Annotated in this window: 25 protein-coding genes; 6 read left to right on the plus strand and 19 right to left on the minus strand. The window is 58.1% G+C overall.

The genetic code is table 11. The features are described 5' to 3' along the window. Window positions 1–9 precede the first annotated feature (9 nt). The 5 genes from fkpB to murJ form a co-directional block, all read right to left on the minus strand. A complete protein-coding gene (fkpB, locus tag J3362_RS18845; RefSeq protein WP_053114507.1) occupies window positions 10–462 on the minus strand; it encodes an FKBP-type peptidyl-prolyl cis-trans isomerase in 453 nt (150 codons plus the stop codon). A gap of 5 nt (window positions 463–467) precedes the next feature. Next, window positions 468–992: a signal peptidase II gene (lspA, locus tag J3362_RS18850; RefSeq protein WP_349521765.1), complete on the minus strand. Its 525-nt coding sequence runs from the start codon at window positions 990–992 to the stop codon at window positions 468–470. Then, window positions 992–3811: an isoleucine--tRNA ligase gene (gene ileS / locus J3362_RS18855; protein ID WP_349521766.1), complete on the minus strand. Its 2820-nt coding sequence runs from the start codon at window positions 3809–3811 to the stop codon at window positions 992–994. The genes lspA and ileS overlap by 1 nt, the downstream gene beginning before the upstream one ends. A gap of 74 nt (window positions 3812–3885) precedes the next feature. Then, window positions 3886–4857, minus strand: coding sequence for a bifunctional riboflavin kinase/FAD synthetase (gene ribF / locus J3362_RS18860; protein ID WP_349521767.1), 972 nt, complete (start codon window positions 4855–4857; stop codon window positions 3886–3888). An 81-nt stretch (window positions 4858–4938) separates the two neighbouring features. Beyond that, window positions 4939–6519 carry a murein biosynthesis integral membrane protein MurJ gene (gene murJ, locus J3362_RS18865; RefSeq protein ID WP_349521768.1) on the minus strand — a complete coding sequence of 527 codons (1581 nt, stop codon included), beginning with the start codon at window positions 6517–6519 and terminating at the stop codon, window positions 4939–4941. Window positions 6520–6780: 261 nt separating this feature from the next. Between murJ and rpsT the strand changes: the two genes are divergently transcribed. After that, window positions 6781–7050, plus strand: a complete 270-nt coding sequence (gene rpsT / locus J3362_RS18870; RefSeq protein WP_088558081.1) for a 30S ribosomal protein S20 — start codon at window positions 6781–6783, stop codon at window positions 7048–7050. Window positions 7051–7112: 62 nt separating this feature from the next. On the opposite strand, the gene proB is transcribed toward rpsT, so the two are convergent. The 4 genes from proB to rplU form a co-directional block, all read right to left on the minus strand. Next, window positions 7113–8237: a glutamate 5-kinase gene (gene proB, locus J3362_RS18875; protein ID WP_349521769.1), complete on the minus strand. Its 1125-nt coding sequence runs from the start codon at window positions 8235–8237 to the stop codon at window positions 7113–7115. A gap of 36 nt (window positions 8238–8273) precedes the next feature. Beyond that, a complete protein-coding gene (gene cgtA, locus J3362_RS18880; protein ID WP_349521770.1) occupies window positions 8274–9467 on the minus strand; it encodes an Obg family GTPase CgtA in 1194 nt (397 codons plus the stop codon). Between the two features lie 144 nt (window positions 9468–9611). Beyond that, entirely contained in the window at window positions 9612–9872 is a 261-nt protein-coding gene (gene rpmA, locus J3362_RS18885; protein WP_036134654.1) for a 50S ribosomal protein L27, read from the minus strand. 36 nt (window positions 9873–9908) lie between these two features. Continuing rightward, the gene (gene rplU / locus J3362_RS18890) at window positions 9909–10220 is read right to left on the minus strand and encodes a 50S ribosomal protein L21 (protein ID WP_008170744.1); all 312 of its coding nucleotides are present in this window, start codon (window positions 10218–10220) and stop codon (window positions 9909–9911) included. 243 nt (window positions 10221–10463) lie between these two features. On the opposite strand from rplU, the gene ispB reads away from it, so the two are divergent. Next, window positions 10464–11432 carry an octaprenyl diphosphate synthase gene (gene ispB, locus J3362_RS18895; protein ID WP_349521771.1) on the plus strand — a complete coding sequence of 323 codons (969 nt, stop codon included), beginning with the start codon at window positions 10464–10466 and terminating at the stop codon, window positions 11430–11432. Between the two features lie 127 nt (window positions 11433–11559). On the opposite strand, the gene J3362_RS18900 is transcribed toward ispB, so the two are convergent. Further along, window positions 11560–12546, minus strand: a complete 987-nt coding sequence (locus J3362_RS18900; RefSeq protein ID WP_349521772.1) for a glutathione S-transferase family protein — start codon at window positions 12544–12546, stop codon at window positions 11560–11562. A gap of 115 nt (window positions 12547–12661) precedes the next feature. Between J3362_RS18900 and J3362_RS18905 the strand changes: the two genes are divergently transcribed. Continuing rightward, window positions 12662–13573: a LysR substrate-binding domain-containing protein gene (locus J3362_RS18905; RefSeq protein WP_349521773.1), complete on the plus strand. Its 912-nt coding sequence runs from the start codon at window positions 12662–12664 to the stop codon at window positions 13571–13573. A gap of 116 nt (window positions 13574–13689) precedes the next feature. Beyond that, window positions 13690–15219: a WS/DGAT/MGAT family O-acyltransferase gene (locus J3362_RS18910; protein ID WP_349521774.1), complete on the plus strand. Its 1530-nt coding sequence runs from the start codon at window positions 13690–13692 to the stop codon at window positions 15217–15219. Between the two features lie 33 nt (window positions 15220–15252). On the opposite strand, the gene J3362_RS18915 is transcribed toward J3362_RS18910, so the two are convergent. Further along, window positions 15253–15813: a DUF2057 family protein gene (locus J3362_RS18915; protein ID WP_502882452.1), complete on the minus strand. Its 561-nt coding sequence runs from the start codon at window positions 15811–15813 to the stop codon at window positions 15253–15255. 404 nt (window positions 15814–16217) lie between these two features. Between J3362_RS18915 and J3362_RS18920 the strand changes: the two genes are divergently transcribed. Next, entirely contained in the window at window positions 16218–16421 is a 204-nt protein-coding gene (locus tag J3362_RS18920) for a DUF6316 family protein (RefSeq protein WP_008170755.1), read from the plus strand. A gap of 17 nt (window positions 16422–16438) precedes the next feature. On the opposite strand, the gene J3362_RS18925 is transcribed toward J3362_RS18920, so the two are convergent. The 8 genes from J3362_RS18925 to glyA all read right to left on the minus strand — a co-directional run bounded on the left by J3362_RS18925 (window position 16439) and on the right by glyA (window position 23064). Beyond that, complete coding sequence (locus J3362_RS18925) at window positions 16439–16966, minus strand: phosphatidylglycerophosphatase A family protein (RefSeq protein WP_349521775.1); 528 nt, start codon at window positions 16964–16966, stop codon at window positions 16439–16441. Next, window positions 16963–17919 carry a thiamine-phosphate kinase gene (thiL, locus tag J3362_RS18930; protein ID WP_349521776.1) on the minus strand — a complete coding sequence of 319 codons (957 nt, stop codon included), beginning with the start codon at window positions 17917–17919 and terminating at the stop codon, window positions 16963–16965. Before thiL ends, J3362_RS18925 begins: the two co-directional genes overlap by 4 nt. A 3-nt stretch (window positions 17920–17922) precedes the next feature. Continuing rightward, window positions 17923–18399 (minus strand): transcription antitermination factor NusB, encoded by a 477-nt coding sequence (gene nusB / locus J3362_RS18935; protein WP_008170760.1) that lies wholly within the window; start codon window positions 18397–18399, stop codon window positions 17923–17925. After that, complete coding sequence (ribH, locus tag J3362_RS18940) at window positions 18399–18875, minus strand: 6,7-dimethyl-8-ribityllumazine synthase (protein WP_349521777.1); 477 nt, start codon at window positions 18873–18875, stop codon at window positions 18399–18401. Before ribH ends, nusB begins: the two co-directional genes overlap by 1 nt. Window positions 18876–18922: 47 nt before the next feature. Next, on the minus strand, window positions 18923–20038 hold the full coding sequence (gene ribBA / locus J3362_RS18945; RefSeq protein ID WP_062786483.1) for a bifunctional 3,4-dihydroxy-2-butanone-4-phosphate synthase/GTP cyclohydrolase II: 1116 nt from the start codon (window positions 20036–20038) through the stop codon (window positions 18923–18925). Between the two features lie 64 nt (window positions 20039–20102). After that, window positions 20103–21218, minus strand: coding sequence for a bifunctional diaminohydroxyphosphoribosylaminopyrimidine deaminase/5-amino-6-(5-phosphoribosylamino)uracil reductase RibD (ribD, locus tag J3362_RS18950; RefSeq protein ID WP_349521778.1), 1116 nt, complete (start codon window positions 21216–21218; stop codon window positions 20103–20105). After that, window positions 21215–21733: a transcriptional regulator NrdR gene (gene nrdR, locus J3362_RS18955; protein ID WP_008170769.1), complete on the minus strand. Its 519-nt coding sequence runs from the start codon at window positions 21731–21733 to the stop codon at window positions 21215–21217. The genes ribD and nrdR overlap by 4 nt, the downstream gene beginning before the upstream one ends. A gap of 77 nt (window positions 21734–21810) precedes the next feature. Then, window positions 21811–23064 (minus strand): serine hydroxymethyltransferase, encoded by a 1254-nt coding sequence (glyA, locus tag J3362_RS18960; RefSeq protein WP_349521779.1) that lies wholly within the window; start codon window positions 23062–23064, stop codon window positions 21811–21813. A 391-nt stretch (window positions 23065–23455) separates the two neighbouring features. Between glyA and ettA the strand changes: the two genes are divergently transcribed. Next, window positions 23456–25117, plus strand: a complete 1662-nt coding sequence (ettA, locus tag J3362_RS18965) for an energy-dependent translational throttle protein EttA (RefSeq protein ID WP_349521780.1) — start codon at window positions 23456–23458, stop codon at window positions 25115–25117. Window positions 25118–25168: the final 51 nt, after the last annotated feature.

The following is a 25168-nucleotide window of genomic DNA, read 5'->3' on the forward strand; positions in this document are numbered from 1 at the left end:
CTATTCTGGTTAGTGGGCCGGGCCTGCCGGTTCCACGTCGATGATTTCTACTTCAAACGTCAGTGTACGCCCTGCCAGGGGGTGATTGAAATCCACCTCAACTTCGTCACCTTCTACACGGCTGACAACACCGGGCAACTCGCTCTGGCGCGCGTCGGCAAAGGAAATCATTACGCCGGGTTCCAGCACCATGTCAGGGCTGAACTCATGGCGCTTGAACGTCTGTACGTTATTCGGGTTGTGCTGGCCAAAGGCTTTCTCGGGAGGAACCTGGAAGCTGTCTTTGTCACCAGCTTTCATACCCATCAGGTAGGCCTCGAAATTCTCCGGCAGGTTGTCATCGCCGATTTCCAGGGATGCCGGCTCTTTCTCAAAAGTCGAGTCAATCACTTCGCCATCCGGGAACTTCAGGGCAAAATGCAGCTTTACCCGGGTACCCTTGTCGACAGGCAGTTCATTCATAAGAGTTACTCACTCCTTTGCGCGTCCCCGTCCGAATCGGCGGGTTTGCGGAACATATCAAGTATCATCATGGCAGCACCGATGGTGATCGCGGTGTCGGCCAGGTTGAAGGCGGGAAAGTGCCAGTCCTGCCAGTAAAAGTGCAGGAAATCGACCACGTAGCCGTGCACCACCCGATCGTAGACGTTGCCAAGGGCGCCGCCGAGTATGAGTACGATGGCAACGGCGGTCCAGGTTTCATGGCGATGAAGGTTTTTCAGCCAGTAGATCAGTACCACGCTGACCACCAGCGCCAGGGTTACAAAGAACCAGCGTTGCCAGCCAGCGGCTTCAGCCAGGAAGCTGAACGCTGCGCCGGTGTTGTGGAGCAGCGTCAGGTTGAACATGGGTATAACCGGCACAGGGTCGCCATAGGTCAGCATAGCCGTGGCCATGGCCTTGGTGCCGAGATCCAGAGCGATCACCAGTACCGCCAGCCAAAGCCACTTCAGTTTGCTTCCGGTGACCTGCTCCGTCATGGTCGCGTCCATCAGGCGTAGGCGCGGGCTTCGCCGGGCCCTTCCACGTTGGTCACACAGCGACCACAGAGATCGTCGTACTTGGCATTACGGCCGACATCTTCCCGATGGTGCCAGCAGCGCTCGCACTTGGTGTGAGCGGCGGGTGTCACCTTCACGCGGAGACCTTCATGGGATGTCATTTCCGCATCGCCCGCCTCTGAAACCGGTTTGACACTGGCCTCGGAGGTAATCAGAACAAACCGCAGCTCCTCACCCAGGTGCTTCAGATCGGCAGCCAGGTCGCCTTCGCAGAACAGAGTCACCTCGGCACTGAGCGAACCTTTGATTTCACCCCGAGCCCTGGCTTCCTCCAGGCACTTGTTGACGGCCTCTTTCACGCTGTACATCTCGCGCCAGTAGTCGCGGCCTAGCTCAGCGTTTTCCGGCAGTGGCGTGAGGCCCTCGTACCAGGTTTCATAGAATACCGTATCGCTGCGCTTACCCGGCAGATGCTGCCAGATCTCATCAGCGGTGAAGCTGAGAATCGGGGCAATCCAGCGAACCAGTGCTTCGGCCACATGATACAGAGCTGTCTGGCAGGAACGCCGCGCCAGACTGTCGGCCTGGGTGGTGTACTGGCGATCCTTGATGATGTCCAGATAGAAGCCGCCCAGGGTGGCTTCACAGAAGTTGTACACCTTCTGGTAGATCCGCAGGAAAGCGTAGTTGCCATAATCCTCATGCAGCTCTTCCTGCAATTGCAAGGCACGGTCTACCATCCAGCGATCCAGGGCGATCATGTCCTCCGGAGCCACCATGTGCTGCTCCGGATCAAAGCCGGTCAGGTTGCTCAGCAGGAAGCGGGAGGTGTTCCGGATCCGGCGGTAACCATCGGCCGTCTGGCGCAGGATATCCTTGGAGACGGTCATTTCCCCGCTGTAGTCGGTTGCAGCAACCCACAGGCGCAGGATGTCCGCCCCCAGCTCGTTCATGACCTCCTGGGGTGCGATGACGTTACCCAGGGATTTGGACATCTTGTGGCCCTTGCCATCGACCGTAAAGCCGTGGGTCAGTACCTGCCTGTAAGGTGCTACACCGTTCATCGCGATGGACGTTTTCAGTGACGACTGGAACCAGCCCCGATGCTGGTCGGAACCTTCCAGATACATATCCGCCGGGAACTGGCCCAGCTCCTCGCGAACCCGCAGGACCGATTCGTGGGTCACGCCGGAATCAAACCAGACATCCAGGGTATCGGTAACCTTTTCGTACTGCTCGGCATCACTGCCCAGCAGGGAAGCCGCATCCAGCTCGTACCAGGCGTCGATACCGCCCTCCTCAATCTGCTGAGCCACCTTCTCTATCAGGTTTTGGGTGTCCGGATGCAGCTCCTGCGTCTCTTTATGGATAAACAGGGTAATGGGTACGCCCCAGGTCCGCTGACGTGAGATACACCAGTCCGGAGACTGGTTGAACATGGCCTCGATACGATTCTTACCCCAGGCAGGCACCCAGCGCACACCCTGGATAGCTTCCAGCGCGTCGGCGCGCAGGTTTTCCTTGTCCATGCTGATAAACCACTGGGGGGTGGCCCGGTAGATCAGCGGGGTCTTGGTACGCCAGCAGTGGGGATAGCTGTGCCGAAACTTCTCGGAACGAACCAGCTTGCCCTCGCGCTCGAGCGCGCTGCACACCGGCTCATCCGCCTTGTAAACATGCACACCTGCCAGTTCACCGGCGGCCGAGGTGTAAGTGCCGTCAGCCTGAACCAGGTTGATGGTGCCGATGTTGTAGGCCTTGCCCACTTCAAAGTCTTCCATGCCGTGATCGGGCGCGGTATGAACAGCGCCGGTACCGGCATCGGTAGACACGTGGTCGCCCAGGATTACCGGCACCTGCTTGTCGTAGATCGGGTGCTGGAGAACCAGATTCTCAAGAGCCGCGCCAGCACAGGTTGCCAGCACTTCGTAGCTCTCAACCTGCCAGCGGGCCATGATGCCATCGACCATGTCGGCAGCCAGGATCATCCGCTCCGGGCCGTGCCCGACATCGGTCTGTACCAATGCATAGTCCAGATCGGCATTAAGGGAAACGGCCTGGTTAGCCGGAATGGTCCAGGGCGTGGTGGTCCAGATAACCACGGACACATCGCCATTGCCATTATCGGTGCCGAACAGTGACAGGGCTTTTGCCTGGTCAACCGCGGTAAAGCGCACATCGATCTGGGTCGAGGTCTTGTCCTGGTATTCAACCTCGGCCTCTGCCAGTGCGGACTGACCCACCACACTCCAGTAAACCGGCTTGTAACCACGCACGAGGTGGCCCTTGGCGACAATCTTGCCGAGTGCGCGAACAATACCCGCCTCAACCTTGGGATCCATGGTCAGGTAGGGCTTGTCCCACTCACCCATGACGCCCAGGCGGATGAAATCAGCCTTCTGACCGGCAATCTGCTTGGTTGCATAATCGCGACAGGCCTGACGGAAGGTCTTGTAATCCACCTTCACACCGGCCTTGCCAATCTCCTGCTCCACCTTGTGCTCGATCGGCAGACCATGACAGTCCCAGCCCGGCACGTAAGGCGCGTCGTAGCCCATAAAGCTGCGGGACTTGACGATCATGTCCTTGAGAATCTTGTTGACCGCGTGACCAATGTGAATGCTGCCGTTGGCGTAAGGAGGGCCATCATGAAGGATGAACTTCTCCCGCCCTTCACGCTGCTTGCGCAGGTTGCCGTAGACGTCGAGATCCTGCCAGCGCTTGAGCATTTCCGGCTCGCGCTTGGCCAGGTTGCCGCGCATGGGGAAGGCGGTTTCCGGCAGATTCAGGGTGTGCTTGTAGTCGCTCATGGTTTGTGTGCGTACTCTTTTGGTCTTGGTCAGTTTGAGTCAGTCATTTATTCGTTGGGGCGCAGCCGGGCGTTTCAATCCGCGCTTTTCACAGAGCCGTTTTCGGCAATCCACACTCGGGCCTGGTCAAAATCCCGGGCAATCTGATCTTTCAGCTCATCCACAGAACCGAATTTTTCCTCGTCCCGCAGGCCATGCCGGAACACAACCTCGAGGTGCTGGCCATAAAGTGTGCCAGCAAAGTCAAACAGGTGCACTTCCAGTGAGGGCCGCTTGCCGTCAACGGTCGGACGTACACCAATATTGGCAACACCATCGAATCGGGCGCCATTGTCCAGGGTGGCGGCAACCACATAGACACCGCGCAGGGCGGGTGTCCGATGTAACAAAATATTCGCGGTTGGCGCACCAATCTGGCGCCCCAGTTGGCGGCCATACACGACCCTCCCCCGGATTCGATAGGGGTGGCCCAGCAGCGATTCGGCTTTCTCGAGCCCATTCACCGTGAGTAAATCCCTGACACGTGTGCTGCTTACTCGCTCGCCGTCGACGGTTACTGTCAGGGTATTCTCGACGGAAAATCCGGCGTCGTATCCAACTTTCTCGAGAAGCGCGAAATCGCCCGCCCGATCACAGCCAAAACGGAAATCATCGCCGACCACCAGGTGATGAACGGCCAATCCATGGATCAGAACATCGTCGATAAAGCCCATGGCCGAATAACTACGGAACGCCTGGTTGAAGCGCAGGCACAGCACAATATCGATGCCTTCCGCCAGCAGGGCCTCGAACTTCTGACGAAACCCCATCAGCCTCGGCGGCGCCTCCCTGCCCTGAAAAAACTCCCGGGGTTGGGGCTCGAAAATCATCACCACCGAGGGCACGCCCAGAGCCTTGGCCTTGCTTTTGACCTGATCAATAATGGTTTTGTGCCCAAGGTGCACACCGTCGAAGTTACCGATGGTAGCGACACACCCGTTGGCGAGCGGTGAGTCCTCCCGACGGGAAAGCATTTTCAGGTTGGTCAGGCCCCGGATCAGACGCATGCAATGCGAACCTTCAATTGCCAGCTAGCTTTCAGCGCTCACTTTTACCGCAACGCTGGTGAGAAAACGCGCGATTATACCTTACCTGTGGCGGAAATGTCTTACCCGAACCCCGGCCAGCGCCAGTGCAACGAAGTATACGGCGACGCCCGCCCCTACCAGCATCGCCATGTCCGCTGCACGCTGATAGCCTCCGTTTGCCAGCCACACCGACACCGGGGCGTTGAGCCAGACAATGACGCCCACCAGGGCACCGTTGGCAAACAGCAGCTGTAGCAGAAAACGGGGCCAGCCGGGCTGGCTCTGCCAGGCCCCTTCCTTACGCAGTCCGCGCCAAAGAAGGTAGCCATTCAACCAGGCCGATATTGAGGTGGCCAGCGCGAGGCCGGCGTGGGCCAGCGGGAAAATGAGAATCAGGTTGAACACCATGTTTGCCACCATGGCAATGATGCCGATCTTGACCGGGGTTTTGGTGTCTTCTCTTGCGAAAAACCCCGGCGCCAGAACCTTGATGAGCATGAACGCCAGCAACCCTGCGGAATAGGCTCGCAAGCTCTGGGCCGACATGGCCACATCCCGGTCGGTAACGGCGCCATAGTGGAACAGGGTGGCAATCAGCGGCTCGGCCAACAGCGCAAGCGCCAGGGCAGCCGGAAGACCAATCAACAGGACCGCCCGAACCGCCCAATCCAGGGTGGCGGCGAACTGGTCCGCTGACGCCGCTGCGTGTTTACGGGAAAGGCTCGGCAGAATAACCGTCGCAATGGCTATCCCGAATACGCCGAGGGGCAATTCCGAGAGCCGATCGGAGTAATACAACCAGGAAACGCTGCCGGTCTGGAGAAAGGACGCCAGAACCGTATCCAACAGCAGATTGATCTGGCTGACGGATACCCCGAACAGCGCAGGCGCCATCAGCTTGAGAATCCGGCTGACACCTTCGTGGCGATAATCCACACGAGGCCGTGGCAGCAGGCCCAATCGCATCAGAAACGGCAACTGGAAAAACAACTGCAGTGCCCCGGCAATGAAAACACCCCAGGCCAGAGCCATCACCGGCTCATCCATCAGCGGCGTCAACCAGATGGCTGCCGCAATCATCGCCAGATTGAGAAGAACCGGGGTAAACGCGGGTACCGCAAAGCGATCGTAACTGTTGAGGATGCCGCCGGCGAAGGCCGTCAGGGATATCAGCAACAGGTACGGAAAGGTGATGCGCAACATGTCGCTGGTCAGCGCAAATTTCACCTCATCATCCAGGAAACCAGGGGCAAAGACCGCCGTCAGCACCGGCGCCCCGAGAATGGCCACCAGCGTGACGCCCAATAGCACCAAGCCGAGGGAGCCAGCCACCGCATTGACCAGCCGCTGAACGTCCGAGAGCGACTGATTCTCCCGATAGGATGACAGGACAGGCACAAAAGCCTGGGAGAAGGCGCCTTCCGCAAATAAGCGGCGGAGGAAATTCGGAATCTTGAAAGCGACAAAAAAAGCATCGGCCCCGGCACCGGCACCGAAATAACGGGCGATGACCATATCCCGAACCAGACCCAGCACCCGGGACAGCATGGTCATGATACCGACAAGCCCCGACGATCTGAGCAGTCCTGGCGGCTTCGGCAATTGCTTCTTTTCAGGCGTTGATTCAGGTTCCGACGACATGCAGGCCCTTGCTTGGCATTCTGGATATCCTTTTGGCGCTCGTATTTCGGGAATTACCTGCTTCCCGGTCAAGCCCGCGTTCAGTGAGCCGCAAGTTTACCACAGGCCTTCTGTGTCGGGGCATGAAATGGGTTTTGGCCTTGACATTTGAAGGTTTGAGCGGCATAGTTCCGCGTCATTTATTTCGACGCGCTGGTTTTGGCGCGCCCGCGATGTAACGAATCATTCAGCAACGAATTTGAGATTTTCAGGAGTTTTACGGTGGCAAATTCCCCGCAAGCCAAGAAGCGCGCACGTCAGAACGAGAAGAACCGCAAGCACAATGCAAGCCTGCGTTCCATGGCTCGTACTTATGTGAAAAAGATCCAAGCCAAGATCGAAGCTGGCAACTACGAAGAGGCCCAGGCCGCTTTCCAGCAGGCTCAGCCGATTCTGGACAGCATGGTCAACAAAGGCATCTTCGCGAAGAACAAGGTTGCTCGTAGCAAGAGCCGCCTGAGCGCCAAGATCAAGGCCCTGAAGAGCGCCTAATTAGCTCGATTCAGGCAAAAAAAACCGGCCATCTGGCCGGTTTTTTTATGGACGAGCGATTATCACACAATCACCAGATTGTCCCGGTGGATCATCTCCTCGCCTGACATATAGCCAAGGATCTCGGTAATCCGGTCACTGGACCGGCCGGCAATAGCCCTGGCTTCGTCGGCGTCGTAATTAACCAGTCCCCGGGCGATTTCACGACCACTCTGGTCGAAGCAGGACACCATCTCGCCACGGCGAAACTGCCCCGACACACCTTTAACACCCACCGGCAGAAGACTGCGGCCACCAAGGCACAGCACTTTCACCGCACCATCATCCAGAGTCAGCCTGCCACGGGTCTGCAGGTGGCTGGCGAGCCATTGCTTTCGGGCAGCAATCCGGCCCTGCTCCGGCAATAACAGAGTACCGATTACATCACCCTGCCGCAGGCGACCAATCACGCCCTCAATGCGACCACCAACGATGACGGTGAAAGCCCCGGACCGGGCAGCAAGCCGCGCAGCACGCAACTTTGTCTGCATGCCGCCGCGCCCGAGAACACCGGCGCCGCCACCCGCCATGGCATCCAGTTCGCGATCGCCGGCCCTGCGCTCGGTCACCAGACAGGCATCCGAATGCTTCCTGGGATCCTTGTCAAAAAGGCCCAACTGGTCAGTGAGGATAATCAGGCCGTCCGCCTCAATCAGATTGGCAACCAGAGCGCCCAGGGTGTCGTTATCGCCAAACCGGATCTCGTCGGTAACCACGGTGTCGTTTTCGTTCACGATGGGCACCACACCCAGATTCAGCAGGGCCCTGAGGGTTCCCCGGCCGTTCAGATAGCGCTTGCGGTCGGAAAGGTCATCATGGGTCAACAGAATCTGGGCGGTATGGATGTCATGCCGCTTAAACTGGGCTTCCCAGGTCTGAACCAACCCCATCTGGCCGACAGCCGCAGCCGCTTGTAGCTCATGAAGCTGTTCTGGGCGAACCGTCCAGCCCAGACGACTCATCCCTTCCGCGACGGAACCGGAGGAGACAACAACGACTTCCACGCCGTCTTCGATCAATTCCGCAATCTGGTCAACCCACAAGCCAAGAGCAGCCACATCCAGGCCACGGCCGTCGTTGGTCAACAAAGCGCTTCCGATCTTGATAACCAGGCGACGTGCCTGGCGCAGCTGTACGCGTTCAGTCATGGTGCTTGAGCGCCCCCTCTGTTGTCAGTCCGCCGTTTACTCCGGGGCGTAGACCACTTCGACGTCGTAATCATCATCGTCAAAGTCGTCGTCATCGTCCTCTTCACGGGCCGCGCGGCGGGCCTGGCGCTCGGCTTCAATACGGGCACGAGCCTCGTCGTCCATCTGCCGGCGACGCTGGGCCTCCCGCTCCGCAAATTCCGGATTCTGGGCCTCTTCCTCAGCTTGCTCTTCGATCCAGCGCATAACGGCCTGAGCCAGGGACTTGGTACCCTCGCCACTGAGCGCAGAGATCCAGAAAACCGGCCCTTCCCATCCGAGTTCATCGACAATGGCCTGACAATGAGCATCGCGATCTTCCTCGGCGACCATGTCGACCTTGTTCAGGACGAGCCATCTTGGGCGATTGGCCAGGGTTTCACTGAATTTCTCCAGCTCGTGCTCAATTGCTCTCACCGCATCGGCGGGCGAGGAGCCATCGTACGGCGCCACATCAACCAAGTGCAGCAGAAGGCGAGTACGAACAAGGTGTTTCAGGAAGCGGATACCGAGCCCTGCACCTTCGGCAGCACCTTCAATCAGACCTGGAATATCGGCAATCACGAAACTCTGGTGCGCCTGTACACTGACCACACCAAGATTGGGCACCAGCGTGGTAAACGGATAGTCCGCAACCTTCGGGCGAGCCGCCGACACCGAACGGATAAAGGTAGACTTGCCGGCATTGGGCATACCCAGCAGCCCCACGTCCGCCAGCACTTTCAGCTCTAGCCTGAGATTACGCAGCTCGCCTTCCGAGCCCTTGGTCGTTTGGCGAGGCGCACGATTCACGGAAGATTTGAAACGGGTGTTACCAAGACCATGAAAACCGGCCTGGGCCACCTTCAGGCGCTGACCCGCGTGGGTCAGATCCCCCAGGACCTCATGGGTATCCATATCAACAACTGTAGTACCGACCGGAACCGGCAGAACCAGATCTTCGCCTTTATTACCGGTACAGTTGCGGCCGGAACCCGGCTCACCATTCTGGGCTTTGTGCTTGCGCTGGAACCGGTAGTCGATCAGCGTGTTGAGCGACTCCTCGGCCTCCAGATACACGGAACCACCATCACCCCCGTCGCCGCCGTCGGGGCCACCCTTGGGAACGTATTTTTCACGCCGGAAGCTTAGGCAGCCGTGACCGCCCTTGCCGGCTTCCACAATGATGGTGGCTTCGTCTACGAATTTCATGAATCAACCCTTTGCGCCATGCGCATAAACTAAAAAGCCCCGCAGCCTCTAGGAAGCTTTGCGGGGCTCCGGATGACTATGATTCCCTGATAATATCAGGGTATCAGCGCCACCCAAGGTTCGACAGAACCGGATCGCCGCTGCTTACGCAGCCGGAACGATGCTCACGAACTTACGGCTCTGCGGGCCTTTGACTTCGAACTTCACCTGACCTTCCGCTTTCGCGAACAGGGTGTGGTCCTTGCCAATGCCAACGTTGCTACCAGCATGGAAACGGGTGCCACGCTGACGAACGATGATGCTGCCTGCAGAAACAGTCTCACCGCCATAGCGCTTCACACCAAGTCGTTTCGACTCGGAATCGCGACCGTTACGGGTACTACCTGCTGCTTTTTTGTGAGCCATTACCAGCCTCCTTATTTAAGGGGTAATTCGAGAGCCTCAGCCCTTGATACCCGTGATCTTGACTTCAGTAAACCACTGACGGTGGCCCTGACGCTTCATGTGATGCTTACGACGACGGAACTTGATGATCTGAACTTTGTCGTGACGGCCGTGGCTAACCACTTCCGCAGTCACTTTGGCACCATCAACAACCGGCGCGCCTACCTGAACCTTGTCGCCGTCGGCGATCAGCAGAACGCGATCGAACTCAACGTTGCCACCGGTTTCAACTTCCAGCTTTTCCAGCTTCAGGGTTTCGCCTTCTTTTACACGGTGTTGCTTACCACCGCTAACAATAACTGCGTACATTTACTCGTTCTCCGCGATTGACCCATCCCTGCTCTTATCCACCTGGTTCTAAGGGAGGCGCTCTGGCGACCCTATAGCAGGGAGCGCAGGTTGGGATGAGTTGGGCGCGTGATTGTACGAAAAGACGCTCCGCAACACAAGCCAAGTTGACACTACCTTCGGCAATACCTAGCATTGCCGCGACCTGCCTTTAATATCAACGATCGCGACGACGATAACACCAGCAAGGGATCCACAAGCCGCATGACAGCCCAGCGCATTTACGACACCGTGGCCGACGACTTCAGCCGCGTTAATGATCTGATCATCCAGCGGCTTTCCTCAGATGTTCCCCTGGTGGAGAAAATCGCCCAGTACATCATCGAAAGTGGCGGTAAACGTTTGAGACCGTTGCTGGTTTTGCTTTCCAGTCAGGCCGCCGGCTACGAAAAAAACGACCATCTCAAGCTCGCCGCTGTGATCGAATTCCTGCACACCGCCACCCTGCTGCACGATGATGTGGTGGATACCTCAGACATGCGCCGGGGTCGCAGCACCGCCAACGCACGCTGGGGCAACGCCCCAAGCGTACTGGTAGGTGATTTCCTCTACGCCCGTGCCTTCGAGATGATGGTGGAGCTGAAAAGCCTGCGGATCATGGACGTGTTGTCCCACGCCACAGCTGTAATCGCCGAAGGCGAGGTCATGCAACTGATGAACGTGAAAAACCCGGACCTCACAGAAGAACAGTACATGAAGGTCATCCACAACAAGACCGCCATGCTGTTCGAAGCCGCCTCCCACACCGGCGCCCTGCTTGCCGCTGCCAGTGAGGAACAGGAACTGGGATTGAAAGACTACGGCAAGCACCTGGGTCTCGCGTTCCAGCTGGTCGACGATGTCCTGGATTATCGGGGCGACGCCGAAGCCATGGGCAAAAACGTGGGCGACGACCTGGCCGAAGGTAAGACCACCCTGCCCCTTATTCACGCCATGGCAAACGGCACAGAGGATGAGCGCCAACTGATCCGCCAGGCGATCCGCAAGGGCGGCCTGGACGATCTGCCAAAAATCCTGGAAATTGTTGAAGGCTCAGGTGCAATTGAATACACGATGACGAAAGCCAGGGAACAGGCCGCGCAGGCCATGGCCTGCCTGCAATGCCTTCCAGAATCTGCGCACAAGGAAGCGATGGTGCTGCTGACCGACATTGCGGTTGCGCGGGTTAGCTAGCGCCGTTTCTCGCTGACGGTTTGTCGGATTACGGCTTCGCCTAATCCGACCTACATTCTTACATTGCGAGTTAATCCGGGTAAGTCGGATTAGGCGAAGCCGTAATCCGACACCAGCCAACAGCAAGTCACCCCAAAACCTCCCTGCCATGAGGCGATTCAAAGTCCAGCGCCGGCCCAACCGGCACAATCTGAGTAGGATTAATGGTTCTCTGGCTCACGTAGTAATGACGCTTGATCTGCCCGATATCCACCGTTTCTGCCACGCCTGGCACCTGGTAGAGATCCCGAACGTAGGCAGAAAGCGCCGGAAAATCACTGATGCGCTGTCGGTTGCATTTGAAGTGGCTGTAGTACACCGCATCGAACCGGATCAACGTGGTGAACAAACGCCAGTCCGCTTCAGTCAGGCGACCACCTACCAGATACCTCTGGCCGGACAACCGCTCTTCAAGCCAGTCGAGGGAGTCGAACAGCGCGTTATACGCCTCCTCATATTTATCCTGCGCGGTGGCAAACCCCGCCTTATACACACCATTGTTGACCGTGTCATAAACCCGTGCGTTTACCTCATCGATCTCCCCTCGAAGCTCCTCGGGATAGAAATCCAAGTCGGTACGAACACCCTCGAGGCCATCGAATGCCGAATTGAACATCCGGATAATCTCGGCAGACTCGTTGCTCGCAATCGTTTCCTTCTTCTTATCCCACAAGGTCGGCACCGTTACCCGGCCAGAATATTCCGGGGCAGCCTTGGTATAGACCTGGTGCATGAAGCGGAATCCGTGGAGATGGTCCCGGTGCTGCTCGCTATCGGGCCGGAATTCCCAGCCGTTTTCAACCATGTCAGGGTGCACCACTGACACCGAAATATGCTTCTCCAGCCCCTTGAGCTTCCGGAAAATCAACGTCCGGTGCGCCCAGGGGCACGCCATTGAGACATAGAGATGATAGCGCCCTGATTCCGCCTTGAAACCGCTTTCGCCATCCGGCCCCGGCGAGCCATCGGCGGTCACCCAGTTCCGGAAACGCGCTGCTTCCCGTTCAAACTTGCCACCGGTCTTGTCGGTGTCATACCACTTGTCGTGCCATTTGCCATCAATCAGCAGGCCCATAAAGCCCTCCCGTTAAAATTCCTGAACATGATGAAATCAATACAGGCAGAATACCGGGGACCCTGCTACGCTCTCAAACAAGCATTTCTGGCCAACAACCTCAGATAATTCGAACATGCATACAGCCATCACCATTGACGCCCTCAAAGTCCTTGATGCCATTGACCGCAAAGGCAGTTTCGCCGGTGCCGCCAACGAACTGTTCCGGGTTCCCTCCGCCATCAGTTACACCGTGCAGAAGCTGGAAGAGGACCTGAATGTCGCCATTTACGACCGAACCGGTCACCGCGCCCGACTGACACCGGCCGGCCGCTACCTTCTGGAAGAGGGTCGCACACTGCTCGAGGCGGCAGAAAACCTCGCGCACACCACACGCCAGGTCGCCCAGGGCTGGGAAACGCGGTTACGGATCGGGTTCAACTCACTGCTGCCGGCGGAATGCCTGTTTCCGGCAATCCAGGAATTCTATGAGCTGGGCGTACCGGTAGATGTACAAATTGTGGAAGAGGTCTTTGCCGGAACCTGGGATGCTCTGCAAAGTCGCCGCGTGGATCTGATCATCGGCGCCGATAATTTCAGCAAGCCTGCGGGAAACTACACAACCCAATCCCTGGGCGACATGACATTCGTATTCGCCGTTGCCGCCGATCACCCCCTGGCCGATGGCCAAGCCCCGCTTTCCGAGGAAGATATCTCCCGTTATCCGGCAGCCGTCGCTGCAGACACATCAAGGTCCTTGCCCCCGGGCCACGCCGGCATATTCCACCGCCAGCGAACCCTGACGGTGGCCAACATTGACCAGAAGATCGCCATACAGGTAGCCGGCCTCGGCGTGGGATGGTTACCAAGGGCACGAATCAGCGCAGAACTGAAGGAAGGCAAACTGGTCATCAAGGAAGTTCAGGAATCGCGCCAGCCAATCAAACTGCACCTGGCCAGGCATGCCGAGGACCAGGGCAAGGCCCTGATGTGGTTCTGGGACCGACTCAGCGCGGAGGGAGCCGTTTCAGACTGGCTAACAGGCTGAAAATAAAGCAAATGGTATGACTCCAACTCGGCGTCATACCAGGCAAATGAGTCAACCGTTTGCCCGGGCACTTCGTTTATACTGCAGCTGAAACCAACGCCGAAGGGAGCTCTCTGATGCGGCAACTGTCGGAACTGGATGCCTCGTTCCTGTATCTCGAGTCGGAAACCACACCGATGCACATCGGAGGCATCTACCTCTTCGATGCTTCCGAACGGGAGAAACCGCTGGCCTTCAGCACCTTTGTCGCCTACCTTCGAAGCCGTCTGCATGTTGTGCCGGTTTTCCGGCAACGCCTGAAAGAAATTCCCCTGCGCCTGGGCCGCCCCTACTGGATTGATGACCCCGATTTCAGCATCGAGCGCCACCTTGCCTACGTTAATCTGGGCGAACACGGCCGCAAGGCAAGCCTGATGACGCTGGCCTCACGGATTCTGGAAGAACCTCTGAAAAGGGACCGCCCGCTGTGGCACATCACCTTCGTAGACGGTTTCAAACTGGACGAGGAGGACACCGGCAGTGACGGCTTCGCTTTGATCGTCAAATTGCACCACGCTGCCATCGACGCCTTCAGTGGCGAGGAGATTATTGGCAAACTGCTGGAGTATACGCCCGAGCCCAGCCCGATTGCGCCACCTCGACCCTGGCAGCCCAGACCAGAACCCTCCGAAGAACGGGTCATGCTTCAGGCCGGTGCGAACATCATTCGCACGCCACTGCAGTTCACCTCTCTGGCGTTCAACGCAGCCGAGGCTACAGCCCGGGGACTGATCCAGAAGCAATTACGCAAACTGCCACTCCCGCTGCCCCTGTTTTCCGCCCCAAACAGCCCTTTCAATCGGCAGATTACGGCAAATCGCCAGATTGTCGCCGCCAGCGTGGAGCTTTCGCGCCTGAAGGCGATCAAGGCGTTTCTCGGGGACGTAACGTTGAACGATGTGGTTTTGGGCCTTTGTGCCGAGGCCCTGAAGCGCTATCTGATCAGCGAGGGCGCCAATGCCGACAAGTCTTTGGTGGCAATGACACCGATTTCGGTTCGTTCCAACAGCCTGCGCCGAGCCACCGGGAACCAGATGTCTGCCATGCTGCTGGATCTGGCGACCGATGAAACCAATCCTGCCCAGCGGATACGGCGCATACACTGGAACGCGGTTGCCTCAGAGCCCTATCGGGAGGCTATTGCTGCAGATCGGCTGACGGAACTGCTGCCTTCAACCATGCTGGCGCTGTCCGCAAGACTTTACTCGGAATTGCAAATTGCCCAGCGTTACCAGCCGGTATTCAATCTGCCAATCACCAATGTTCCCGGACCACAGGTTCCACTGTATCTGCAGGGTGCACGCCTGGTTCAGCAATACAATACGGCGCCGCTGTTCGACAGTATGGGACTGGTGATTGTAGCGGTGAGCTATGAGGGAAGGCTGACACTGAATTTCACCACCTGCCCAGATTTGGTGGCCCACGGAGAGTCATTGCAGGCTCACGTGGATGAAAGCCTCAACGCCATTGAAGCAGCCATGGAACGGCTCGGAACAGAGGAAACCAAAGAACCCATCGCAGCCTCCCCAACACAGACCCTCGCAGATGATGCCATGACCGCGATGGAGGGCCTTCTCAAAAAAGCCCTGAAACGTTTCCGGGCCTGAACGGGCCCCGGAAACGTTCAAGCACGTCTCAGGTTATTCGAACGCCCAACGAAGAAACGCCTTCTTCTCCTCATCACTCGCTGTTTCCCAGATGGTTTTGAGCTGTTCAAGCGCATTATCACCGCTAACCGGTGTGCTGTCGGACGTAGATGCCGGAATCGGCGTGCGGGAAGCGGCCACTTGCTCTTCCCCATCCCAAACGGTTGAGCTTGCCATGGTCATTCCGGCAGAAGAGACGATAGCAGCGGAGAACTCCGGCATTTCCTGCTCGGCTTCCTGACGAGACTCCGGCTGATCAAAGTCGAAACGATAGGTTTCACCGGCTTCTGCTTCGAAACGAACAACCTGGGGCTCGCTCTCAATCACGTGAACTTTCGATTCTCCGTTTCTGACCACGGTGCTTTTCGCCCAGATCGTCTTGTAAACAAAAACAACCTCGTTTTCGCCGGGAAGCAAGGCGTAGTCGAGCGCCAGGTCGTCCATCAGGAAGTTGGTCATAACGCGGCCATTCACCCGGGTCACCCGGATTTCGCCTGGCGCCTCAAGCGTGGCGGCATTGGACGCTGCCGCCGGGTTTCCTTCCCAGGTTTCCACAACGCTGACACTGGAAGCACATCCCGCCAGAGACATGACAACCACTGCAACCAGTCCAGCACGAACGCGTGCGACAGCTCGGCGCCAGCCCTGTCCTGTCGATTGAAAAACACGGATCACATGAGAAATGTTCATTTAGTCTCCTTGGCATTAGGATGGAAATGGCGTCAGGCTGGCGCCAGTTCCGTAGCATTCTGACGAGTGCATCTGACAAGGGCAAGACAACAGCGCGCTTTGCCGGCCCATTCCGGATTCTTCATCGCTGATCCCGATTGAGACGCAACCCGTAAAATTGTAAAAAAATGTTGAATTCGCCCCGAATTGGGTTAATTTTAAACAGATCGGCAGATATTAACGCGGCGCCCGAGAAGCAAGAACGAAAAGCGGGCAGTACAGGAGACGCCATGGACACCCATCGCAGGACCGGAGAAGAAGGGCCGGTTCCCTTTCGCAGTAGTCGATTTTTCTGCGTAGGGAGCAAATGGTACTTTACCACCCGGGAAGGGTTTGACAGTGGCCCGTTCGCTTCGCGGGAGCGGGCGGAAACAGGCCTCAAGCGCTTTCTGCACGTGGTCCGTATGCTGCCGGAAGAACAACAGCTTCACTGACAGGCCTTCGTGCCCGTCTAGACCATGACGGGCACCAGCCACGCGTCTACTGCCCACAGGCAGATCAGGGCCATGACGCCGGCAATAACATCGTCAACCATGATACCCAAACCGCCGGGCAGGTGTTGATCCAGCCAACTGATGGGCCATGGTTTGGCGATGTCAAAGAGGCGGAACAGAGCGAAAGCGCCCAAGACCCCATAGATGTTGTCGGGGAACAGACCAAGGGCAATCCACATCCCGACGAACTCGTCCCAGACAATACCGCCATGATCGTGAACTTTGAGGTCTTCAGCGGTTTTTCCGCAAAGCCAGATACCCACGATAAAAGCAATTAGCACCACCAGCCAGTAACCCACGGGTGGTAACCAGGCGAAACCGTACCAGAGCGGAATGGCGGCCAGGCTGCCCCAGGTGCCGGGAGCCCTCGCCGTTGCGCCGCTGCCAAAACCAAAAGCGAGCAAATGAACCGGATTGCGCAAAAACCCCGGTGGGAGTATGACTGCCGGCGCCTCCGGTTCCGGGGTCTCGCCTTCCTGACTCATGATTCACTCCTGAAATGATCAAACCCGGCGGGCACCGCTTTCAAACTGCAATCGACACCGTCGAGATACAGGCCCTGTTCAGCTTCAACGAAGCCGATCACGGTGAGTTGGCGCTTCAGTGATTCCGGAGCACGCCCCCAGTTCTCTCGCGAGAAACACAGGCACAGTTCGTAATCATCTCCGGAGCGCAGTGCGTAGTCCAGGGCCTTTTCACCCTTGAGGCGAACAAGCGCAGGCGAAAGCGGCATACTGGCACTCTCGATCCGAGCGCCGACCCCCGAAGCGGAAAGAATGTGCCCGAGATCTGCCAGCAAGCCATCAGAGATATCAACCGCCGCGGTGGCATATTGGCGTATAGCGCCTGCCAGATCCAGTCTTGGCCAGGGATGGTGATAGCGTTCGAGCACGGCAAGCATGTCAGCGGAAGGGGCAGGTTCCGAAAGATAGTCTAAAGCGGCGCCGGCATCCCCCAGGGTTCCGGACACGGCAATCAGATCCCCGGGACGGGCGCCGGAGCGTCGAATCCCGGCTCCCTGCTCCACGGTGCCATGCACCTGTAGGCTCAAGGTGAGCGGCCCTGAGGTGGTATCTCCGCCGGCAAGCTTCAGGCCAAACGCCTCGCTGGCCTTTCGCAATCCCATCGAGAAGTCTTCAAGCCACTGCTCATCGGCAGCGGGCAATGTCAGCGCAAGCGTGAAGCATTCCGGGTCAGCGCCCATCGCCGCAAGATCACTGGCGGCTACAGCAAGAGCGCGCCAGCCCAGGTACTCGGGGCGGTAATTTCGGGGGAAATGGACACCCTCCACGAGGGCATCCACAGAAAACACAAGATCCCGACCAGCGGGAATCCGCTGAATCGCGCAATCGTCCCCGGGGCCCAGGATCAGGGATCCGGATTCCTGCCGCCCGGCAAGCGGCAGAAAGTAACGTCGAATCAGCTCGAACTCGCCCATCGGCTAGCGGGCGCGGGTCTCGGCAAGCCGGAGTCGGCCGCTCAGCTTGTCGAGAATACTGTTAACAAATTTATGGCCCTCGGTGCCACCAAAGCGCTTGGCCATTTCAATGCCTTCGTTGATGACGACCTTGTAGGGCACATCAAGCCGATGCTTAAGCTCATAGGCTCCCAGGCGGACAATCGCCAGTTCCACGGGATCAACCTCTTTAATAGGCCGATCCAGGAACGGCTCGATCAGCTTGTCCAGTTCGCCCTGCTCGCGATGTACCCCGCGGAGCAGATCCCGGAAATACAGCAGGTCGACCTTGCTCATGTCGTTGTCGACCATGAACTCGGCTTCGATGTCAGAAATCGCCGTTTTGCTGAAATGACGCTGATAGAGCCCCTGCATGGCGAGGGCCCTGGCACGGCGTCGATCACCGGCTTTCGGTTGGCCGGACGGAGCCGGCTGCGGTGATGTACCTTCGGTTTCGCTCATTACTCACCCAGCTTCTTGAACAGGCTGACCATTTCAAGGGCCGTTATCGCCGCTTCTGCGCCCTTGTTACCAGCCTTGGTTCCGGAACGCTCGATGGCCTGTTCGATGGAATCCACCGTCAGCACACCGAACGTTACCGGCACGTCGGTCTCAAGACTGACCGCGCCAAGACCACTGGAGGCCTCGCCGGCAACATACTCGAAATGGGGTGTGCCGCCACGAATAACAGCACCCAGGGCGATAATCGCATCGTACTCACCGGTTTCTGCAACACGCTTGACGGCCAGGGGCATTTCATAGGCCCCCGGTACGCGAACGATGGTGACGTCGTCATCGGAAATGCCTTGACGGCGCAGGGTATCCAGCGCGCCCTCAACCAGGCTTTCCACAACAAAGCCGTTAAAACGGCCTACAACCAGCGCGTAACGTCCGCTGCACTCGGTAAAATCACCTTCAATTACTCTGATATCTGCCATCGATGGCTCCTTCACGTGTCGCGGCATCGGGGCCACGACCGGGTTGTTCATTCAGGGGTATAGGGAACGTACTCAACAACTTCCAGATCGAAACCGGAAATGGCCGAGAACTTGATAGGCGGGCTCAGCAGGCGCATCTTGCCAACACCGATATCCCGGAGAATCTGGGAGCCGGTGCCTACCGTGAAGTAAACGCCGGAGCTTCCCTTGCCGGAGGAGCCCTTACCCTCATCAAAGAATTCCTGGATCCGGTCTTCCAGGTTGTAGCTGTCCTCGGCGCTGTTCAGCAGGACGACCGCGCCCCGACCTTCCTCTGCCACCTTTTCAAGGGCGTGATGCAGGGGCCAGCTGCGAGAGTCCTTGCGGCGCGCGCCGAGGAGGTCCCGCAGGGTGTCCGTGATGTGGACCCGGACATAGACCGGTTCATCCGGAGAAATGTCTCCCATCAACATTGCCAAATGGGTGGCTCCCTGGATGTTGTCGCGGTATGTCCGAAGCTTGAACACGCCGTACTCGGTGTCGAGGTCGTTTTCCTCCACACACTCAACGGTTCGCTCGTTCATGGTCCGATAGTGGATCAGATCGGCAATGGTACCAATCTTCAGGTCATGCTCTTCGGCGAACCGCTCCAGATCTTCCCGGCGGGCCATAGAGCCGTCGTCATTCATGATCTCGCAGATCACGCCTGCCGGCTCGCAACCTGCCAGTGCGGCGAGGTCACAGGATGCTTCCGTGTGCCCCGCGCGACTCAAAACACCGCCGGGATCAGACATCAACGGGAAAATATGGCCGGGCTGAACCAGATCACTGGCTTTGGCGTTGCGGGCGACCGCTGCCTGCACGGTGCGGGCCCGGTCTGCCGCGGAGATACCCGTGGTCACTCCCACGGCAGCCTCAATGGAGAGGGTAAACTTGGTTCCGAAACCGGAGGCGTTCTGCTGGACCATCAGCGGCAACCCCAGTTGCTCACAGCGATCCCGGGTCATGGGCATGCAGATCAGGCCACGACCAAACCGCGCCATGAAGTTGATGGCTTCGGCCGTGCAATGCTCAGCAGCCATCACGAGATCGCCCTCATTCTCGCGATCCTCGTCATCCATCAGTATGACCATCTTGCCCTGACGGATATCTTCAATGATGTCTTCAATGCTGTTCAGTGCCATATGGTTTTGCACCCTTGCGGCGTTCCGGCAACTATTGGCTTGCGGAACATCCTGAGTTTATGGATTACCGGCGGGCAAGGATCAGACGCTGATCCTCACCTACCTGACGTCGGTCCAGCACTTTCCATTGTACTTTATCTGCCATGGTTTCCAGCGGCAGGTGTGCGGTCGGACGTCCCGTGCTGCCGAGGAAAGCCGGCGCCTGATAGAGCCAGAGTTCGTCGACCAGATTTTCGTTGATGAAGGTGCCGGCCAGAGTGGGGCCCGCTTCAACCAGCAGCTCGTTGATTCCAAGCTCGCCCAGCGAGTCCAGCAATTCAGCCAGGTCGATCCCGTTATCTTTCCAGGCAACGCCGGTAAGGCTAATGCCCAGCGCCGCGAGATCCTGAGCGGGCGCTGTCGCAAGAGTCGATGACGCACAAAACACCTGCACGTTACCGCCCTGAAGGATTTTCGCCAGAGACGGTGTTCTCGCGTCCCGGTCGGCAATAACCCGCAGCGGCTGCCTCGACGGCTCCGTCGCGTCGCCGATATCCCCCAGCTCTTCGCGCCGTACCGTCAGTGACGGGTCGTCGGCGAGCACCGTGCCGACACCGGTCAGGATGGCATCACTGATCGCTCTGAGGCGCTGAACATCCCGCCTAGCGTCTGCGCCGGTTATCCACTGGCTCTCTCCGGAGGCCATGGCTGTACGGCCATCAAGGCTTGCCGCCATTTTGAGTCGCACCCAAGGCCGCCCGGTATTCATGCGCTTCATGAAGCCCGGATTCAGGCGTGCAGCCTCCTCCGCCAGCAAGCCCTCGGTAACTCGGATTCCAGCTTCCCTGAGCATGTCCAGCCCTCGGCCAGACACCGAGGGGTTCGGGTCCTTGGTCGCGGCATAGACGTGAGCAACACCGGCATCGATCAGCGCCCTGGCGCAGGGCGGCGTCCGGCCAAAATGGCTGCACGGCTCAAGTGTTACATATGCTGTCGCACCCCGAGCATCCGGACCGGCCTGACTCAGGGCACGGGTCTCGGCGTGGGCTTCTCCGGCACGCTCATGCCACCCCTCGCCAAGAACCAGATCTCCCCGGGCGATGACGCAGCCAACCCGGGGGTTTGGATGGGTAGAGTACCGACCGCGCCAGGCAAGCTGGACAGCCCGCGCCATCATGGCCCTGTCGCGGTTCTCGATCATGCCTTGCCTTTCGGAGCGTGGTTGTCCGCCAGCGCTTTGGCAACATCCACCGCTGCCTCACCGTTACTGGCCGACAACCTCTCAATCTCTTCCTTGAACTCGTTGATGTCCTGAAAGCTGCGATACACCGAAGCGAAACGGACATAGGCAACCTTGTCCAACTGGCGCAATTCGGTCATCACCTCTTCACCCAACTGCATGGACTTCACTTCCCGCTCGCCGGTCGCCCGCAAACGGTATTTGATACGATTCAGGGCCGCATCAATCTGTTCAATGCTCACAGGCCGTTTTTCGAGTGCTTTCATCAGCCCCGCGCGCAGCTTTTCCTCATCAAAAGGCTGACGGGTACCATCCTGCTTGACCACCCGCGGCATCACCAGTTCGGCAGACTCAAAGGTCGTGAACCGCTCCCGGCAGGACAGGCATTCCCTGCGACGACGTACCTGATCTCCTTCGGCTACCAGCCGGGAGTCGATCACCTTGGTATCTGCTTCACCACAGAAGGGACAATGCATAGTCAGGAACTCCGAAGAGGAAGCCGGGCCGACTGATCGGCCCGGCAGGTCATGCCTGTAGTCTAGCTAGAAAACGATCAGCCGTAGACAGGGTAACCGGCGCAAAGGGCACCCACCTGTTCGCGAACCCGGCTGTTGACCGCCTCATCGTCCAGGTTATCGAGGATATCGCAGATCCAGCCAGCCAGGTCACGACACTCGGACTCACCGAAACCACGGGTCGTGATTGCCGGGGTGCCAATGCGAAGACCGGAAGTGACGAACGGAGACCGCGGATCATTGGGAACCGCGTTCTTGTTCACGGTGATGTGGGCACGACCCAGCGCCGCATCCGCGTCTTTACCGGTAATGTCCTGCTTGATCAGGCTGACCAGGAACAGGTGGTTCTTGGTGCCACCAGAAACCACGTCATAGCCACGATCGACGAAAACCTGGGCCATGGCAGAGGCGTTCTTCACAACCTGCTGCTGGTAGGTCTTGAACTCGTCGCTCATGGCTTCCTTGAAGCACACGGCCTTGGCAGCAATCACGTGCATCAACGGTCCGCCCTGACCACCCGGGAATACCGCAGAGTTCAGTTTCTTCTGCAGGTCAGCGTCGTCGCAGGCCAAAATCAGACCACCGCGAGGACCGCGAAGGGTCTTGTGGGTGGTGGTAGCAATAACGTGGGCGTGGGGAACCGGATCCGGGTAAACGCCGGCGGCAACGAGACCAGCCACGTGGGCCATATCAACGAACAGATAGGCACCCACCTTGTCGGCAATCTCGCGGAAGCGGGCAAAATCCAGCTCCTGGGAATACGCGGAGAAGCCGGCAATAATCATTTTTGGCTTATGCTCCAGAGCCAGCGACTCAATTTCATCGTAGTCCAGAAGGCCAGTGTCGGTATTGATACCGTACTGCACTGCGCTGTAGATCTTGCCAGAGAAATTGACACTGGCGCCGTGAGTCAGATGGCCGCCGTGGGCGAGACTCATACCCAGGACAGTGTCACCTGGCTTGAGCAGGGCCATGAAAACAGCGGAGTTGGCCTGGGAACCGGAATGCGGCTGAACGTTGGCATAGGCAGCACCAAACAGCTCCTTGGCGCGCTCAATCGCCAGATCTTCGGCAATATCCACGAACTCGCAGCCGCCATAGTAGCGCTTGCCCGGATAGCCTTCCGCGTACTTGTTGGTCAGCACGCTACCCTGGGCTTCCATCACCCGGGGGCTGGTATAGTTCTCGGACGCGATCAGCTCAATGTGAGCTTCCTGGCGCTTCTCTTCCGCCTGCATGGCGTTCCAGAGCTCGTCGTCAAAGCCGGCGATTTTCATTTCACGATTAAACATGGATGCGCTGCCCCTGTGTGCTTGGCTGGCCCGGAGACCTTTGGTGATCTCCGCAGGCTCCCTGAAAAATTGGGCCGCTATTCTATCCCACAAACGGGTGAAAAATCACCCTTTATGCCGTCCGCAGATACCGGCATGCGGCCAACTCCGGTTTCTGCTCAATTGCTATCACTGGTAGGTTTCGATACCTTAGCCGGTCTACGTTCATTGGTTGCGGCTTGTGGAGTTACGGCCATCGGGTAGGGCGATCCGGGATACGCTGTGAATACATCCCTGTACGCTCGACAAAATCATCCCTGATTTTGACGATCCCGGATCGCCCTACCCGATGGCCTCAGCCAGACACCTTCAGTGATCTCGACACTCAATTCGCAAGAAGGATGCTGACAAAATGGCGCAATACGTCTACACCATGAACCGCGTGGGCAAAGTGGTCCCGCCCAAGCGCGAGATTCTGAAAGACATCTCCCTGAGCTTTTTTCCCGGCGCCAAGATCGGCGTTCTGGGTCTCAACGGTGCCGGTAAATCCACCCTGCTCCGCATTATGGCGGGCGTAGACCAGGATTACATCGGTGAAGCCCGCCCGCAGCCCGGCATCAACGTGGGCTATCTGCCCCAGGAGCCGGAGCTCGACGAAGAGAAAACCGTCAAGGAGATCGTCGACGAGGCGGTTTCCGGCGTTCATGACGCGCTGGCCGAACTGGACCAGGTGTACGCCGCCTACGCCGAACCGGATGCAGATTTTGATGCCCTGGCCAAGAAGCAGGGCGAACTTGAAGCCTATATCCAGGCGACCGATGGCCACGATATTGAGCGCAAGATGGAAGTTGCGGCTGATGCACTGCGCCTTCCACCCTGGGATCAGAAAGTCAGCGTTCTTTCCGGTGGTGAACGCCGCCGGGTAGCCCTGTGCCGCCTGCTGCTGTCGGGCCCGGACATGCTGCTGCTGGACGAGCCTACCAACCACCTGGATGCCGAATCCGTGGCCTGGCTCGAGCGGTTCCTCCACGACTACGAAGGCACCGTGGTTGCCATCACCCACGACCGCTACTTCCTCGACAACGTCGCTGGCTGGATCCTGGAGCTGGACCGTGGCCACGGCATTCCTTTTGAAGGCAACTACAGCCAGTGGCTGGAGAACAAGGAGAAGCGTCTGGAGATGGAATCCAAGCAGGAAGCCTCTCACCAGAAAGCCATCAAACAGGAACTGGAATGGGTACGCAGCAACGCCAAGGGTCGTCAATCCAAGAGCAAGGCCCGTCTGGCCCGTTTCGAGGAGATGAGTTCCCAGGAATTCCAGAAGCGTAACGAAACCAACGAGCTTTACATTCCACCCGGACCCCGTCTGGGCAACAAGGTGATCGAGGTTGACGGTATCAGCAAGTCCTTCGGTGACCGCCTGCTATATGAAGACGTGTCCTTCAGCGTGCCGCCCGGCGCCATCGTGGGCATTATCGGTGGTAACGGTGCCGGTAAATCCACTCTGTTCAAGATGATTGCCGGTTTCGACAAGCCGGATTCTGGCGACATCACCGTCGGGGAAACCGTGGAACTGGCCTATGTAGACCAGATGCGCGATCTGGATGGCAGCAAAACCGTCTGGGAGGAACTCTCCGACGGCAACGACATCATCAAAGTGGGCAACTACGAAACCCCTTCTCGGGCCTACGTTGGCCGCTTCAATTTCAAGGGCAGCGACCAGCAGAAGCGGGTTGGCGACCTGTCCGGTGGTGAGCGCAACCGTTTGCACCTCGCCAAGCTGCTGAAACAGGGCGGCAACGTGCTGCTGCTGGATGAGCCTACCAACGATCTCGACGTGGAAACCCTTCGCGCCCTGGAAGAAGCCCTGCTGAATTTCCCGGGCTCTGCCCTGGTTATCTCGCACGACCGTTGGTTCCTCGACCGTGTCGCCAGCCACATTCTGGCGTTTGAGGATGATGGCGAGGTGGTGTACTTCGAAGGCAACTTCACCGAGTACGACGAAGACTTCAAGAAGCGTAAGGGCGATTCAGCCATGCAGCCCAAGCGTATGAAGTACAAAAGACTCGCGTAAGAGCCTTTGTCGGATTACGGCCCTGAGGGCCTAATCCGACCTACAAGGATC

Source organism: Marinobacter sp. NFXS11, from assembly GCF_040148675.1.
Classification (GTDB): Bacteria; Pseudomonadota; Gammaproteobacteria; order Pseudomonadales; family Oleiphilaceae; genus Marinobacter.